Below are 13,806 nucleotides of genomic sequence, written 5' to 3'. Positions count from 1 at the left end.
GTGGACCATGTCCGCGTCGCCCGGCGTTAGGCTGTCCCCCATGAGCGAGACGCACCCCAACCTGATGGCCTCCAACGTCGTGGTTCGTCTGCCGGAGGATCCGGCGTTGGCCGACATCTCAGAGCGCGGCCGCGAGCACTTCCTCGAGGTCGTTGCGGCCCACCCCCAGTCGTCGCTGTGCTGGGCGCTGCTCGCCGAGACCTGCCTCGCCGAGGAGGACCTCGGCAGCGCGATCGCCGCCTACGCCTACGCCCGCACCGGCTACCACCGGGGCCTCGACACCCTGCGCCGCAACGGCTGGAAGGGATCGGGCCAGGTCCCGTGGGAGCACGAGCCCAACCGTGGCTTCCTGCGCGCGCTGTGGGCGCTCAGCGTCGCGGCGGGCCGGATCGGCGAGACCGAGGAACAGGAGCGCTGCGCCCAGTTCCTGCGCGACTCGTCTGAGGAGGCCTACCTGGTCCTGTCCGGCGACGGCGAGGAGACGCTCGACGCCGAGTCCTGAGCCGCGCGGCACGGCCCCGCAACCCTCTCAAGGTCGCGGGACCGGCGCGCAAGCTCAGACGACGGACGCTGGGGTGAGCAGCACCCTTCCCTCGCCGACGACCCTGCGGTCGCCGACCAGTTCGACCGACAGCCCCGGCAACCGGTCCTCGGACGAACGTCCGGCCGACAGCAGGATCTCGCCAGGTTCGACGATGCGCTGCAGGTCCGTCCCGGTGAACGAGGTCCGGTCCGCGTGCACCTCGAAGGTGACGCGGCGCGACTCGCCATCGGCCAGATCGACCTTGAGGTAACCGATCAACTGCTTCAACGGCCGCACGACCTCGGCCCACGGATCCTCCAGGTACAACTGGACGACCTCGGAGCCGGGGCGGTGCCCGGTGTTGGTCACCGTGACGCTGTACTTCAGGGTCCCGTCGACCGGGATCTGCTCGGCGGAGACTGCCGCGTCCGACAGGTCGAACGTCGTGTAGGACTCCCCGCCCCGAACGGGTACAGCGGGCGTGGGTCGAGGTTGGAGATGCCGTCGGAGAACCACGCAAGCGTCGGCGCCAGGTAGGTGCCGGGCTGCGCGCCCGGGTGCGCTGGGATCGCGATGGGCAGCCGCCCCGAGGGGTTCGTGTCGCCGGTCAGCACGTCGACGATCGCCTCCGCGCCCTCCACGCCCGGCATGAAGGCCTGGACGATGGCGGCGCACCGGTCGGCGTAGTCGCCGAGCGCGTAGGGGCGGCCGGTGACGAGCACCAGCACCGTCGGGGTGCCGGTCGCGAGCACCCGGTCGAGCAGTTCACCCTGCCGTCCGGGCAGCGCGACCTGGTCGACGTCGCAGCCCTCGCCGGAGGTCCCGATCCCGAAGAGGCCCGCGATGTCGCCGACGGTGACGATGGCGAGGTCCGACTTCGCGGCGACCGCGACGGCCGCCTCCAGGTCCTCATCGCTGCCGCCGATGAAGTCACAGCCCGCGATCGGTTCGACGCCCTCGAAGCGGTCGTGGAGCACGTCGTCGATGCCGAGGATGTGCAGGCCGGTCTTCGCGCCGGGGTACCGGGAGAGGACGTGGTTCGGGAAGGCGTAGCAGCCGAGGAACGAGCGGACGTCGGTCCAGACGGGGCCGATCAGCGCGACCCGGCCCGGGTCGGCCTTCAGCGGGAGGATGCCGTCGTTGCGCAGCAGCACGATCGACTCGTCGGCGACGCGGCGAGCGAGAGTCCGGTTGGCCGCCGAGTCGAGGTCGGCGTCGGGCCGCTCGCCCCCTGCGATCTCGGGTCGCTCGTCGAGCAGGCCGAGTTCGGCCTTCTGCGTCAGGGCACGCAGCACCGCGACGTCCAGGTCCGCCTCCGTCATCAGGCCGCGCTCGATCGCCTCCGGGACGGCGGCGTAGGAACCGGTGTCCGGGAGTTCGATGTCGAGGCCTGCGGTGATGGAACGGGCCGCGGCGGTCGCCTCGTCCGGGGCGATCCGGTGCGTCGAGGTGAGGAAGTTGACGGACCAGTAGTCCGAAACGACGGGGCCGTCGAAGCCCCAGCGCTCGCGAAGCACCTCCGTGAGCAGCCATCGTGACGCACCCGCGGGGACGCCGTCGATGTCGCAGTAGGAGTTCATCACGGACTTGACGCCACCCTCACGCACCGCCATCTCGAAGGGCGCGAGCATCACGTCCTCGAGTTCGCGGCGGCCCATCGAGATGGGCGCGTGGTTGCGTCCCGCGCGGGAGGCGGGGTAGCCGACGAAGTGCTTCAACGTGGCGTGCACGCCCTCCTGCTGGAGGCCCTGCACGTAGGCGGTGCCGAGCGTCCCGACAAGGTAGGGATCCTCGCCGCAGGTCTCCTCGACGCGGCCCCAGCGATAGTCGCGCACCACGTCAAGCAGCGGCGAGAGGCCCTGGTGGATGCCGAGGGCGTGCAGGTCGGCACCGATCCGCGCGGCCATCTCCCGCACCAGTTCGGGGCGCCAGGTGGCGCCCCACGCGATGGCGGCGGGATAGACGGTGGCGCCCATGGCGGTGAACCCGGTCAGGCATTCCTCGTGCGCGAGCGCAGGAATCCCGAGCCGGGAGGCGGACGTGACGTCGGCCTGCCTGGCGCGAAGCTCGGCGCGACCCTCCTCGACGGTGACCGGCTGGGTGCCGAAGATCCGCGTCAGGTGCCCGAGGCCGTTGCGGTGCGCATCGTCCCAGGCGGCCTGCCGCATGGCGTGCTCCATCGGCGCGACGTCGTGATGGTCGCCGTCCTCAGCCTCCGGTTCACTCTTCGGCCGGTTCCAGTACGACCCGAGCTGGGCGATCTTCTCCTCGAGCGTCAGCTCGGCGAGCAGTGCCCGCGCCCTGCTGGGCGCGTCGAGCGTGGTGTCGTGCCAGGTCTTCATGAATCGTGTGGTCCCTTCGACGGTCATCCCTTGACCGCCCCGGATAGGCCGCCGACGATGCGGCGCTGCATGGTGAGGAAGAAGATCATCGCCGGGATCATCGCGAGGCTGGTGAACGCGAAGACGCCCGCGGTGTCCGCAGAGTGCTCGGAGGAGTAGTCGGCAACGCCGAGCGGCAGGGTCCGCATGTTGCCCTGCAGCAGCAGGAGCGGAAGCAGGTACGCGTTCCAGGAGCCGACGAAGGCGAGCACGCCCACCGTCACCAGGCCCGGGCCCGCCAGCGGCACCATCATCCGGATGAACACCTGCAGCCGGCTCGCGCCGTCAATGAAGGCGGCCTCCTCGATCTCCGAGGGGATCGCCTGGAGGAACGGGCGGAGGATGACGATGGTCATCGGGAGCGCGAACGCGGCCTGCGGGAGCGCGAGGCCCCACCACGTGTTACTCATCCCGAGGTCCTTCGAGATGATGATGAACAGCGGGATCACGGCAACCGTCGCGGGGAACAGCAGCCCGGCCACGAAGATCATGTAGAGCGGTTCGCGGAACTTGAAGTGGTAGCGCGACAGCGGGTAGGCCGCCATCAGGCCGAACACGACGACCATCGCGGTGGTGAGCAGCGCCACCACCGAGGAGTTCAGCGCGTAGGTCCAGAACCGGGCGTCGGTGAGGACGTTGACGTAGTTGCTCCACACGAACGGGTCGGGCATCCCCGCCGGGTTGGCGGCGAGCTGGGCGTTGGTGCGGAAGCCGCCGAGGATGGCGTACAGCACGGGGCCGAGCGTGAAGGCGACGAGCACCAGCGCGACGAAGTACACCAACGGGTTGGTGCGCCTGCGTCGGCGGCGGGTCGGCGTCGCGTCCTCGCGGGGCGCTGCTGTCATGGTGGCGGCGGTCATCGGCGGGCCTTCTTCGGGTCGGTGGACTCGTTGTCGCGGCGCAGGATGAAGCGCTGGTAGAGCAGCGCCATGGTCAGCGCGATGACGAACAGGATCACCGAGGCGGCGCCCGCGATGCCGTAGTTGGACCGCTTGGTGCCCTCGTTGATCAGGAACGTGGCCATGGTCGTGGTGGCGTTGGCCGGCCCACCCTTGGTGAGGATCCACACCATGTCGAAGAGTTGCAGCGAGCCGACCATCGACAGGAAGGCCCAGGTGCGCAGCGTGGGGCCGAGCAGCGGGATCGTGATGTGCCACTGGGTCTGCCACCACGAGGCGCCGTCGATCTGGGCGGCCTCGTCGAGCTCCTGCGGAACGCTCTGGAGCCCCGCGAGGAACAAGATGATGGCGAGGCCGAGATACTTCCAGGTCAGGACGACCATGACGGTCCACAGCGCGTACTCCGGGGTGCCAAGGAAGCCCTGGGCGGGGCCTTGGATGCCGATGGCGGCAAGGACCGAGTCGATGACCCCGTACTTGGGCTGGAGCAACTGGAACCACACGACGCCCGCGATCACCTCGGCGAGGACGTAAGGCACGAACACGACGGTGCGCAGGATGCCCTGGAAGCGCATCTTGCGGTTGAGCAGCAGGGCGATCGCGATGCCGAGCGGAAGCTGGATGGCGATCGATGCGACGACGATGAACAGGTTGTGGCCGAGAGCCCCGATGAAGACATCGTTGGACAGGACGGAGACGTAGTTCTTCAGGCCGACGAAGTCGACGAGGGGGCCGAAGCCCTTCCACTTGAACAGCGAGAACTGGATGGCCTTGAGCATCGGCCACACGACGAACATGGCGAAAAGCGCCAGGGCCGGCGCCGTGAAGGCGATGACCTCGATGGCCATCTTCCAGTCACGGCGCCGGCGCCCCGGCACGGCGGGTGGGCGCCCCTTCGCACGCCCACCCCCCGTCGCTTCGCCACGGGTGCCCTTGAGGGGCTCCACAGTGGTTGCTTGAGTCATCGTCACTTCTCCGCGTCAGCGGCTTCCTGCGTGGCGTTGACGATGTCCTGCGGGCTCGCCTGGCCGGCGAACATGAGCGCGATCGCGTCATTCATGGCGCCACCGATGGCGGTGCCGAATGCCGTGTCGAAGTACAGCTGGACGCGGGCGGCGTTGTCGCGGACCTTGAGCAGGTCGGCGAGTGCCGGGTCGGCCACGTACTGCGAGGCGCTTGGGTTGGTCGGGAGGCCCATGTCGAGCTCGGCGAAGCCCTTCTGGATCTCGTCGGAGAGCAGGTAGTTGATGAAGTCGACGGCCTGCTCGGGAGCCTTCTCCGGGACCGCCCAGGCGTCGCCACCGCCGAGCGCGGAGGTCGGGTCGCCCTTCTGCCCGTCGAACTGCGGGAATGCGAACCAGCCGGTCGCGTCGCCGAGGCCCAGGTTGTCCTCGGTGAGGCCCTGCATGACTCCGGGCTCCCAGTGCCCTGCCAGCTCCATGGCGACCTTGCCGGTGGCGAGGAGGCCGGACGCGGACGTCGGGCCGGCCTGCGCCGGGGTGGTCAGGAAGCCTGCGTTGAACGGCTGGGCCTTGACGACCTTCTCGAGCTGCTCACCGGCGGTGATGAAGCACTGGTCGGAGAAGTCGAGCGAGGTCACCGCCTTGTCGAGCACGTCGCTCGGGCAGGCGCGCAGCGCGAAGTAGTACCAGTAGTGCGCGGCGGGCCACTTGTCGCCAGCACCGACCGAGATGGGCTCGATGCCAGCGGCGCGGAGCTTGTCGAACGCGGCGAACATGTCGGTCCACGTCTCGGGGGCCTCGGTGATGCCTGCCTTGGTGAAGAGGTCCTTGTTGTACCAGAACCCGACGACGCCGAGCGAGAACGGAAGGCCGTAGGTCTTGCCGTCGATCTGCCAGCCCGCGACGTTGCCGCCGAGCTTGGCGATGGTCTCGGCCGAAGGCTCGCTGATGTCCTTGACGAGGCCTGCGTTGACCTTGTCCTTCAGCTCGCCGCCGCCACGCTCCATGTAGATCTCGGGCACGTCACCGGACTGCCATGCGGCCTCCAGCTTGGTGACCATGTCCTCGTGCTGCATCGCACTGACCTCGACGGTGACGCCGGGGTTGGCGGCCTCGAAGTCGGCCGCGACCTTGTCGTAGTAGTCCTTGCCCTCTCCGGTGTTGGAGTTGTGCCACCAGCGCAGGGTCACGTCCTGCGCGGGAGCGCTTGTCGCGCCGGGCGACGTCGCGCCCTCGGTCGGATCACCCGTCGCTGCGGGGGCGGTTCCCCCACAGGCCGACAGTGCCAGGCTCGCCACAGCGGCGAACGCCAGGATCTGCTTCTTCATTGAAACCTCCACATCATCACGAAATAGTTTCGCGAAACAACATTTGAGATTTATCGTAACTCTGAGCGCCGGGAAGTCAACGTTTGGGGGTGCTTTGTTAGCTGAGCGTTGCGAACGTCGAAAATGTTTCGTACTGTTTCTGCATGTCAGACGACAAACCACGCTTGGACGAGGTCGCCCGGATCGCGCAGGTCTCGAGGGCTACGGCGTCGAAGGCGCTCAATGGCCGCAGCGACGTCTCGGATGCCACCCGGGTCAAGGTGCTCGCCGCGGCGGAGGAGGTCGGCTACCGCCGCTCGACGATCGGGGCGCCGCAACCCCTGATCGCCTGGGTCGCCGACAACCTGACCACCACCTACACGCTCGACATCCTGCGCGGCAGTGCCATGGCGGCCCAGGAGGCGGGCATCGGCCTCGTGACGCAGTACACGGCGACGCATCAGGGTGCCCTCCCGCCGCTGGGCGACGACTGGTTCGACGCCGTCGCGGGCCACGAGTGGCTCGGCGTGATCGCCGTCACCTCGCGACTGTCGCGCCACCAGGTCACGCGCATCCGCGATCGGGGCATCTCCTTCGTCGCGATCGACCCGGCCAACACGATGCCCGCCGACATGACCTCGATCGGCGCGACGAACTGGAACGGAGGGGTCGACGCGACGCAGCACCTGGTCGACCTCGGGCATCGCCGGATCGGCTTCGTGCGCGGCACGGTCGGCTCGGTGCCCGCGTCGGAGCGCCTCCAGGGCTACCTGTCGGCGCTCAGCATGAACGACCTGCCGCACGATCCCCGTCTGGTCGTCGGAAGTTCGTTCGAGTACGAGGACGGCGTGCAGGCGGGCCTGCACCTGCTGTCGCTCGACGAGGAGGTCCGCCCGACGGCGATCGTGGCATGCAACGACCCCCTCGCGCTCGGCGTCTACTCGGCCGCCCGGCACCTCGGCATGCAGATCCCCGACGACGTGAGCGTCGTGGGCTACGACGACTCCCTGATGGCGGGCCTCGCGACGCCAGGGCTCACGACCGTGCATCAGCCACTGCAGGACATGGGTTCCTCCGCGGTGCGCACCCTGCTCGCGGTGCACGCGGGCCGCAGCATCACCGAGGGGCCGGTCAGACTTGCAACCACCCTGGTCGTCCGGGACTCGACGGCTGCACCCTTGGAGGTGGTCGCGGCCTCGGCGCGTTAGGCGAGACGGCGTGGGCGATTTACACTTACCGACGGCCCTTTTACCGATTCTGGGAGTTCCGCCAGTGCCAATTCGCCAAGACCTCCGAAACGTCGCGATCGTCGCCCACGTCGATCACGGCAAGACCACGCTCGTCGATGCCATGCTTTGGCAGTCGGGGGCCTTCCGTGAAGGCGCAGACGTCAACAACCGCGTCATGGACTCCATGGACCTCGAGCGCGAGAAGGGCATCACCATTCTCGCGAAGAACACCGCCGTCAACCACACCCGGCCCGACGGCACCGCCGCGACCATCAACATCATCGACACCCCTGGCCACGCCGACTTCGGCGGCGAGGTTGAGCGCGGACTCGAGATGGTCGACGGCGTGATCCTGCTCGTCGACGCGTCCGAGGGCCCGCTCCCCAGACCCGCTTCGTGCTGCGCAAGGCGCTGGCGAAGAAGCTGCCGATCATCGTCGTGGTGAACAAGGTCGACCGGGCCGACGCGCGGATCTCCGCGGTCGTCGAGGAGACCTACGACCTGTTCATGGATCTCATCGACGACGACGCAACCGAGGTGCTTGACTTCCCGATCGTCTACGCCTCCGCGAAGGCGGGGCGCGCCTCGACCACGCAGCCTGCCGACGGCGAGATGCCCGACAGCCCCAACCTGGAGCCGCTGTTCGCGACGCTGTTCGACCACATCCCGGCCCCGAGCTACGAGGAGGGCGCGACGCTGCAGGCTCACGTCACCAACCTCGACGCGTCGCCCTATCTCGGTCGCCTGGCGCTGTGCCGTGTGATCCAGGGCGAGCTGAAGCGCGGCCAGCAGGTCGCCTGGTGCAAGACCGACGGCACCGTGCAGAACGTGAAACTCACCGAACTGCTGATGACCCAGGCGCTTGAGCGGGTCCCCGCCGACAGCGCCGGCCCCGGCGACATCGTCGCCATCGCAGGCATCCCGGAGATCATGATCGGCGAGACGCTCTCGGACCCCGAGGACCCCAAGCCGCTGCCGCTGATCAACGTCGACCACCCGTCGATCTCGATGACCATCGGCATCAACACCTCGCCGCTCGCCGGCCGCTCCGGCAAGAACCTGACGGCGCGCCTCGTCAAGGCCCGCCTCGACCAGGAACTGGTCGGCAACGTCTCGATCAAGGTGCGCCCGACCGAGCGCCCCGACACCTGGGAGGTGCAGGGCCGAGGCGAGCTCCAGTTGGCGATCCTCGTGGAGATGATGCGCCGCGAGGGCTTCGAGCTGACCGTCGGCAAGCCGCAGGTCGTCACGCAGGTCATCGACGGCAAGGTGAACGAGCCCATCGAGCGCCTCACCGTCGACATCCCCGAGGAGTTCGTGGGCGTCGTCACGCAGTTGATGGGCCTTCGCCGCGGCCAGATGGAGCAGATGGTCAACCACGGCACCGGCTGGGTGCGGATGGAGTTCATCGTGCCCGCCCGCGGCCTGATCGGCTTCCGCACGGAGTTCCTGACGGAGACCCGCGGCACCGGCATCATGAACCACGTCGCCGAGGGCTACGCCCCCTGGGCGGGCGACTTCCGGACCCGCCCGACCGGCTCGCTCGTCGCGGACCGCACGGGCTCGGTGACGAGCTACGCGCTGTTCAACCTGCAGGAGCGCGGCACGATGTTCGTCTCCCCCGGCGCCGAGGTGTACGAGGGCATGATCGTCGGCGAGAACCCGCGCGCCGAGGACATGGACGTCAACCCGACGAAGGAAAAGAAGCTCACCAACGTGCGCTCCTCGACCGGCGACGAATTGGAGCGACTGATCCCAGCGAGGCAGATGTCGATGGAGCAGCAGCTCGAGTTCTGCGCCGGCGACGAGTGCCTCGAGGTGACCCCCGCCGTGGTGCGCATCCGCAAGGTGACGCTGAACGCGAACGACCGGGCCAAGGAGCGCAACCGCGCCAAGAAGTCCTGACCAACAGCCGAGAGAGCCGCGGGAACGAGAGTTCCCGCGGCTCTGTCGACTCCGGACGCGTCACAAGGGGCGGCGCCTCTGCAGGTCCCTTGCAGGTTGGGCCCTCGAGAAGCTGATGGGCTGGATCGACGGCCTGCTCGACGATCTCAGGGAATCGATCTACTCAACGCGGCTGTCGCTGCGCAACTGCATCTCCGACGTCGAGGCCCCAGTCCCCGACGAGCCGATCGAGCCGATCCCCACCTTCTAGCGGCTATGTTCGCCGATAGCGAACGATCTAGATATATCTTTGACATATCGCGATATGGCGCGCATACTCGTGTTGTCGGCGTCACACGGACGCCGCACCACACACGAGGAGATCCTGATGGATTACCCAAGCAACGGCCCGCGCGGCCATAAGCGCATGCACCAGATGAGGGCGTTCGGCGAGATGGACGGCGGCGGAGAGCGCCGACGCGGTCGCGGCGGGCGTCACCACGGCGGCCCGATGGGCGGCCCCGGCTTTCCCCCCGGCCCCCGATGCCGGGCTTCGGCCCCCGACGCGACGGAGGAAGGCGCGCCCGTCGCGGCGACGTCCGCACCGCCGCGCTCCTGCTGATCGCCGAGGAGCCGCGCAACGGCTACCAGATCATCCAGGAACTCGAGCAGCGCACCGATGGGCGCTGGAAGCCCAGCCCCGGAGCCATCTACCCCGCGCTCGCCCAACTCGAGGACGAGGGCCTGATCCAGTCGTCCGAGACGGCGAACGGCAAGGCCTTCGAGATCACGGACGCCGGTCGCACCGAGGCTGAGGTGGCCGGCCAGCGCCCCGCACCTTGGGAGAACGAGGGCGACCAGGACGACCCGCAGCACGACCTGCGGCGCCGCTTCGGCCAACTCGGCCAGGCGATCATGGCGGTGGCGGGCACCGGCAACACGGAACTGATGGCGAAGGCCGCTGAAGAGGTCGATGGCCTCAAGCGCCGGATCTACCAGATCCTGGCCGAGTCGTGAGCGCCGAGCGCTCGCGCGCCAGGTTGCGCCGAGCCTCGCTCTCCCAGGCCCTCCCCTGCGGCGTGCGGAAGATCTCCGCACGCCCCAGGAGCCGGTCGATGAACACCAGTCGGCCGGCAACCCACTGCTCGTCGTCGACGTCCGGGCGCTCCGCCCGGATGTCGGCGGCGTTTCTTTCGTATCTGACCCACGGCGAGGCGATCTCGGCGAGGTCGGCGTCGCTGATCAGCTCGGCCGACCTGTCACCCCGTTCCGGATCGTGGTCGACGGTGACGAGCACCAGGCGCGCAACCTCAAGCACCTCCTGATCGGTCAGCACCCCGGCAAGCGAGCGCCCCGCCAGTTCCGCGGAGGCCTCCTCGTCGACGGGAGACACGCCGAGGTGGACCGCGTCATGAAACCAGAAGGCGACCTTCTCGAGCCGCCCAGCGCCGAGTTGATCCAGCCGCACGAGCCCGCGCTCAAGGTGTCCGACGCCGTGGTAGCGGCGATGCGGCTCAGACCAGCGGCGCAGCAGATCCTCGGCGACTCCGTCGGGAAGCAGCGCCGTCACCAGGCACGCACCCCCCAGTAGCCGACGCCGGCCCACAGCCCGGCCCAGAGTAGGGACAGGAAGGTGCCGATGATGAACAGTTCGCCCTTACGTGACCGCGGCTCATCCGTGACGAGTTCGGCATAGCGGCCGAGACCCTTGACGCCGAGTACCACCGCGATGCCTGCGGGGAAGCCGCTGAGGATGCACGCATAGATCGACGCACGCTCCAGCACGCCCACCCAGCGCCCACCCGGAAGCTCCTTCTCGGCCTCGATGAGGCCGAGGTTGGCGCGGGTCTCTCGCACCTCGTCCTGCGCGGGGGCTCCCCCGATGCGCCGAAGCGCCCAGCGGATGAGGCCGTTGCCGAGCACCGCGAACACGCCGCAGACCACTACGATGAGGCCTTTGAGGATCAGGTCCAACACGCGCCTCACGCTACACGTCGCCACCGACCACCAGGCCGATGAGAGTTATCCCTTCACTCCGTTCATTTTGAAGGTAGTATCTTCATATGGCGCGATTGAAGGATGAAGCTGTAGCCCTGCTCGTCGACGTGGTGTCCTCGCGCACCGGGGACAGGGAGGCGCTGCACGAGGCGGTGCTCGACGCCGTCAGGGCCACCAACGACTCCGTCGCCGCGACCGACCCGCTCCGGATCACGGTCGGCGACGAACTCCAGGGCGTCTATGCCACGCTCGGCGACGCGCTTGCCGCCTCCTACACGCTGCGGCTTCGCCTCGCGCCGCGGTGGGACGTGCGGTTCGGGATCGGAGGCGGCGAGGTCCGCACCATCGACGAGGAGCGCAACCTCCAGGACGGTTCCGCGTGGTGGCTCGCACGCGAGGCGATCGAGTGGGTCGAGGAAGAGGCGGCCCGCAAGGGCCATGCGAGCGCGCGCACCGCCATCCGCGACGAGCGGCCCGTGGCGGTCGGCCAGGCGGATGCGCTGGCACGACTCGTGGACGAGCGGCTCGGGTCGCTGCGACCCGCGACGGTCGGCACCATGTCGGGGCTGTGGGAGGGGCTCGACAACGCGGCGATCGCAGAACGGGAGGGGATCAGCGAGTCGGCGAACTCGCAGCGCGTCATCACCAACGGGTTGCGCCCGCTGAACGACGCCATGCACGCCCTGGCGACCCTGCCCTGAGCGCGAGCGTGGGGCCCGCCGTCGGCGAGCCCCACGGATACGTCGGGATCAGTTGAGCGCGGCCAGCGCTGCGTCGTAGTCGGGCTCGGTGGTCGTCTCGTCGACCTGTTCGGTGTACACGACGTTGCCGTCGGCGTCGATCACGACGACGGAGCGCGACAGCAGGCCCTTGAGGGGGCCGTCGGCGAACGTCACGCCGTAGGTCTCACCGAAGTTGGTGCGGAAGTCGGAGGAGACCACCACGTTCTCGATGCCCTCCGCGCCGCAGAAGCGGTTCAGGGCGAACGGCAGGTCGCGGGAGACGCAGAGCACCTTGGTGCCCTCGAGCCCCGCGGCCTTCTCGTTGAAGGTGCGAACGCTCATGGCGCACACGCCAGTGTCGACGGACGGGAAGATGTTGAGGACCAGCTTCTGGCCCGCGAAGTCGGCCAGGGTGACCGGCTGCAGGTCGGCGCCGGTGACCTCGAAGTCGGGCGCAGCGGAGCAGACGGCGGGCAGTTCGCCGATGGAGTGGACGGGGTTTCCCTTGAATGCAATCTCAGCCATGTCCCCGATCCTTCCCGATCGCGGCCGGGTTTTCTACTGTGTCCGCGGTTTCGCTGCTGGCTTGAGCGCATCGTCGGGCGCCCTCTCGACCCCGACCGGGCGGGAGGCACGCACCATCAGCCACGCGCCGAGCCAGATCGCCAGCACCCCGAGGCTCGAGAACGGTGTGCGCGGGTCGATGACCGTTCCGTAGTGCCACACGAGCATCGTCGCGAGGATGGTCAGGCAGAACGACACGAGCGCAAGGTTGCGGTCCTGACGCTCCCCCAGCGGCGGGATCAGCTTGTACTCCACCCAGCCGATCGTGGGCACCACCAGTAGCATCACCAGCACGCCTGCCGCGACGACGGTGCCCTGCAGCAGGAACAGCCCGGCCAGCCTTGGCAGCGCGTCCGCAAGCAGCAGCAGGCCGATGCCCCCGATCAGCAGGCAGGGGATGTGCCACAGGTAGACGGTCATCATCAGCGAGTTGAGCCGGGCGAGGCGGGACTCCGTGCGTGGCGACAGGCGTGCGAAGATCCCCCACCGCTCCACGAGGCCGATCGACGCGGCCTGCACCACCCCGAGCAGGGCCATCGCAAGCGTCGGCGGCAGGTGGTTGGCGACCGGAGCGTTGGCGAAGCCGACGGCCGATGGCGGGTACCCGAAGTAGAAGATCGCCACGACGATGCCGAGCGCTCCCGCCGCCAGGATCAGCCAGGTGCGCACCACAGGCCCGCTGCGGAACCAGCCGCGCTGGTAGCCGATGCCCAACTGGTGACACAGCGGCCAGACCAGGAACATGTTGATCTGGCCGACGTCGCTCAGCCCATGCCCGAGGACGGCCCGGTCGACCAGCAGCACGAGCACCAGCATCACCACCACGACCCAGGCGCCGAACCTGTCGTGCAGGTCGACCATCAGCGGCGCAAGCAGCACGATGACGAGGTAGACGGAGATGAACCAGAGCAGCCGCATGAAATGCGAACTGAGTTGCACCGCAGCCTCGAACCCGCCCAGCACGTCGATGAGGGTCGCGACAGCCGCGAAGAAGGTGACGAATAGCGCGAGCCCACCGGTGAGCCGTCGGCCGCGGTTGGCCAGGTAGTGCGCGAACCCGGTGCCACGCGAGCGCATCTTGTCGATGATCAGCGCATTGGCGAAGCCACCGCACACGAAGAACGCAGGCATCGCCATCAGCGGCCAGGACAGGGCGAACACCCAGGTCGGGGGCGCCCAGTTGGCGATGGAGACGGTCCCGTCCGGGCCGATGGACGCCTTGTAGATGAAGCCGTGGAACACCACCACGATCAGCACCGACAGTGCCCTGACGATGTCGATGGTGTGGTTACGTCGACCCTCTACTGGCACCGGGCCAGCATGCCATCCCCGGAGCT

14 protein-coding genes and 1 pseudogene are annotated in these 13,806 nt (G+C 68.5%); 6 read left to right on the top strand and 9 right to left on the bottom strand.

The features are described 5' to 3' along the window. The first annotated feature begins 40 nt into the window (after positions 1 to 40). Complete coding sequence (locus BW730_RS00275) at positions 41 to 502, top strand: DUF3151 domain-containing protein (RefSeq protein ID WP_193432352.1); 462 nt, start codon at positions 41 to 43, stop codon at positions 500 to 502. 54 nt (positions 503 to 556) lie between these two features. On the opposite strand, the gene BW730_RS18820 is transcribed toward BW730_RS00275, so the two are convergent. The 5 genes from BW730_RS18820 to BW730_RS00255 form a co-directional block, all read right to left on the bottom strand. After that, positions 557 to 892 carry a fibronectin type III-like domain-contianing protein gene (locus BW730_RS18820; RefSeq protein ID WP_226996917.1) on the bottom strand — a complete coding sequence of 112 codons (336 nt, stop codon included), beginning with the start codon at positions 890 to 892 and terminating at the stop codon, positions 557 to 559. A gap of 14 nt (positions 893 to 906) precedes the next feature. After that, complete coding sequence (locus tag BW730_RS00270) at positions 907 to 2,865, bottom strand: glycoside hydrolase family 3 protein (protein ID WP_226996915.1); 1,959 nt, start codon at positions 2,863 to 2,865, stop codon at positions 907 to 909. A gap of 23 nt (positions 2,866 to 2,888) precedes the next feature. Continuing rightward, entirely contained in the window at positions 2,889 to 3,764 is an 876-nt protein-coding gene (locus tag BW730_RS00265; RefSeq protein WP_077684558.1) for a carbohydrate ABC transporter permease, read from the bottom strand. Next, positions 3,761 to 4,651, bottom strand: a complete 891-nt coding sequence (locus BW730_RS00260) for a carbohydrate ABC transporter permease (RefSeq protein WP_226996913.1) — start codon at positions 4,649 to 4,651, stop codon at positions 3,761 to 3,763. Before BW730_RS00260 ends, BW730_RS00265 begins: the two co-directional genes overlap by 4 nt. A 119-nt stretch (positions 4,652 to 4,770) precedes the next feature. Beyond that, positions 4,771 to 6,093 carry an extracellular solute-binding protein gene (locus tag BW730_RS00255; RefSeq protein WP_077684556.1) on the bottom strand — a complete coding sequence of 441 codons (1,323 nt, stop codon included), beginning with the start codon at positions 6,091 to 6,093 and terminating at the stop codon, positions 4,771 to 4,773. 143 nt (positions 6,094 to 6,236) lie between these two features. Between BW730_RS00255 and BW730_RS00250 the strand changes: the two genes are divergently transcribed. The 4 genes and pseudogenes from BW730_RS00250 (at position 6,237) to BW730_RS00240 (ending at position 10,202) form a co-directional block, all read left to right on the top strand. Then, positions 6,237 to 7,280: a LacI family DNA-binding transcriptional regulator gene (locus tag BW730_RS00250; protein ID WP_077684555.1), complete on the top strand. Its 1,044-nt coding sequence runs from the start codon at positions 6,237 to 6,239 to the stop codon at positions 7,278 to 7,280. A gap of 64 nt (positions 7,281 to 7,344) precedes the next feature. Beyond that, a pseudogene (gene typA, locus BW730_RS00245) lies at positions 7,345 to 9,206 on the top strand (translational GTPase TypA). A 115-nt stretch (positions 9,207 to 9,321) separates the two neighbouring features. Then, positions 9,322 to 9,456 carry a hypothetical protein gene (locus BW730_RS20025; RefSeq protein WP_257787352.1) on the top strand — a complete coding sequence of 45 codons (135 nt, stop codon included), beginning with the start codon at positions 9,322 to 9,324 and terminating at the stop codon, positions 9,454 to 9,456. Positions 9,457 to 9,728: 272 nt separating this feature from the next. Continuing rightward, positions 9,729 to 10,202, top strand: a complete 474-nt coding sequence (locus tag BW730_RS00240) for a PadR family transcriptional regulator (protein ID WP_077684554.1) — start codon at positions 9,729 to 9,731, stop codon at positions 10,200 to 10,202. On the opposite strand, the gene BW730_RS00235 is transcribed toward BW730_RS00240, so the two are convergent. Further along, positions 10,165 to 10,755, bottom strand: coding sequence for an HD domain-containing protein (locus tag BW730_RS00235; protein WP_077684553.1), 591 nt, complete (start codon positions 10,753 to 10,755; stop codon positions 10,165 to 10,167). The genes BW730_RS00240 and BW730_RS00235 overlap by 38 nt on opposite strands. Then, positions 10,752 to 11,162, bottom strand: coding sequence for a hypothetical protein (locus tag BW730_RS00230; RefSeq protein ID WP_193432351.1), 411 nt, complete (start codon positions 11,160 to 11,162; stop codon positions 10,752 to 10,754). The genes BW730_RS00235 and BW730_RS00230 overlap by 4 nt, the downstream gene beginning before the upstream one ends. A gap of 86 nt (positions 11,163 to 11,248) precedes the next feature. On the opposite strand from BW730_RS00230, the gene BW730_RS00225 reads away from it, so the two are divergent. Further along, positions 11,249 to 11,884 carry a SatD family protein gene (locus tag BW730_RS00225; protein ID WP_077684551.1) on the top strand — a complete coding sequence of 212 codons (636 nt, stop codon included), beginning with the start codon at positions 11,249 to 11,251 and terminating at the stop codon, positions 11,882 to 11,884. 48 nt (positions 11,885 to 11,932) lie between these two features. On the opposite strand, the gene tpx is transcribed toward BW730_RS00225, so the two are convergent. Together tpx and BW730_RS00215 are read right to left on the bottom strand one after the other, a co-directional pair. Next, on the bottom strand, positions 11,933 to 12,430 hold the full coding sequence (gene tpx / locus BW730_RS00220; protein ID WP_077684550.1) for a thiol peroxidase: 498 nt from the start codon (positions 12,428 to 12,430) through the stop codon (positions 11,933 to 11,935). Between the two features lie 33 nt (positions 12,431 to 12,463). Beyond that, positions 12,464 to 13,780 (bottom strand): acyltransferase family protein, encoded by a 1,317-nt coding sequence (locus BW730_RS00215; protein ID WP_077684549.1) that lies wholly within the window; start codon positions 13,778 to 13,780, stop codon positions 12,464 to 12,466. Positions 13,781 to 13,806 lie beyond the last annotated feature (26 nt).

This window comes from Tessaracoccus aquimaris, from assembly GCF_001997345.1.
GTDB lineage: Bacteria > Actinomycetota > Actinomycetes > Propionibacteriales > Propionibacteriaceae > Arachnia > Arachnia aquimaris.
Note: the sequence above shows the minus strand (reverse complement) of the source record. Positions and strands in the feature narration are given on the sequence as shown.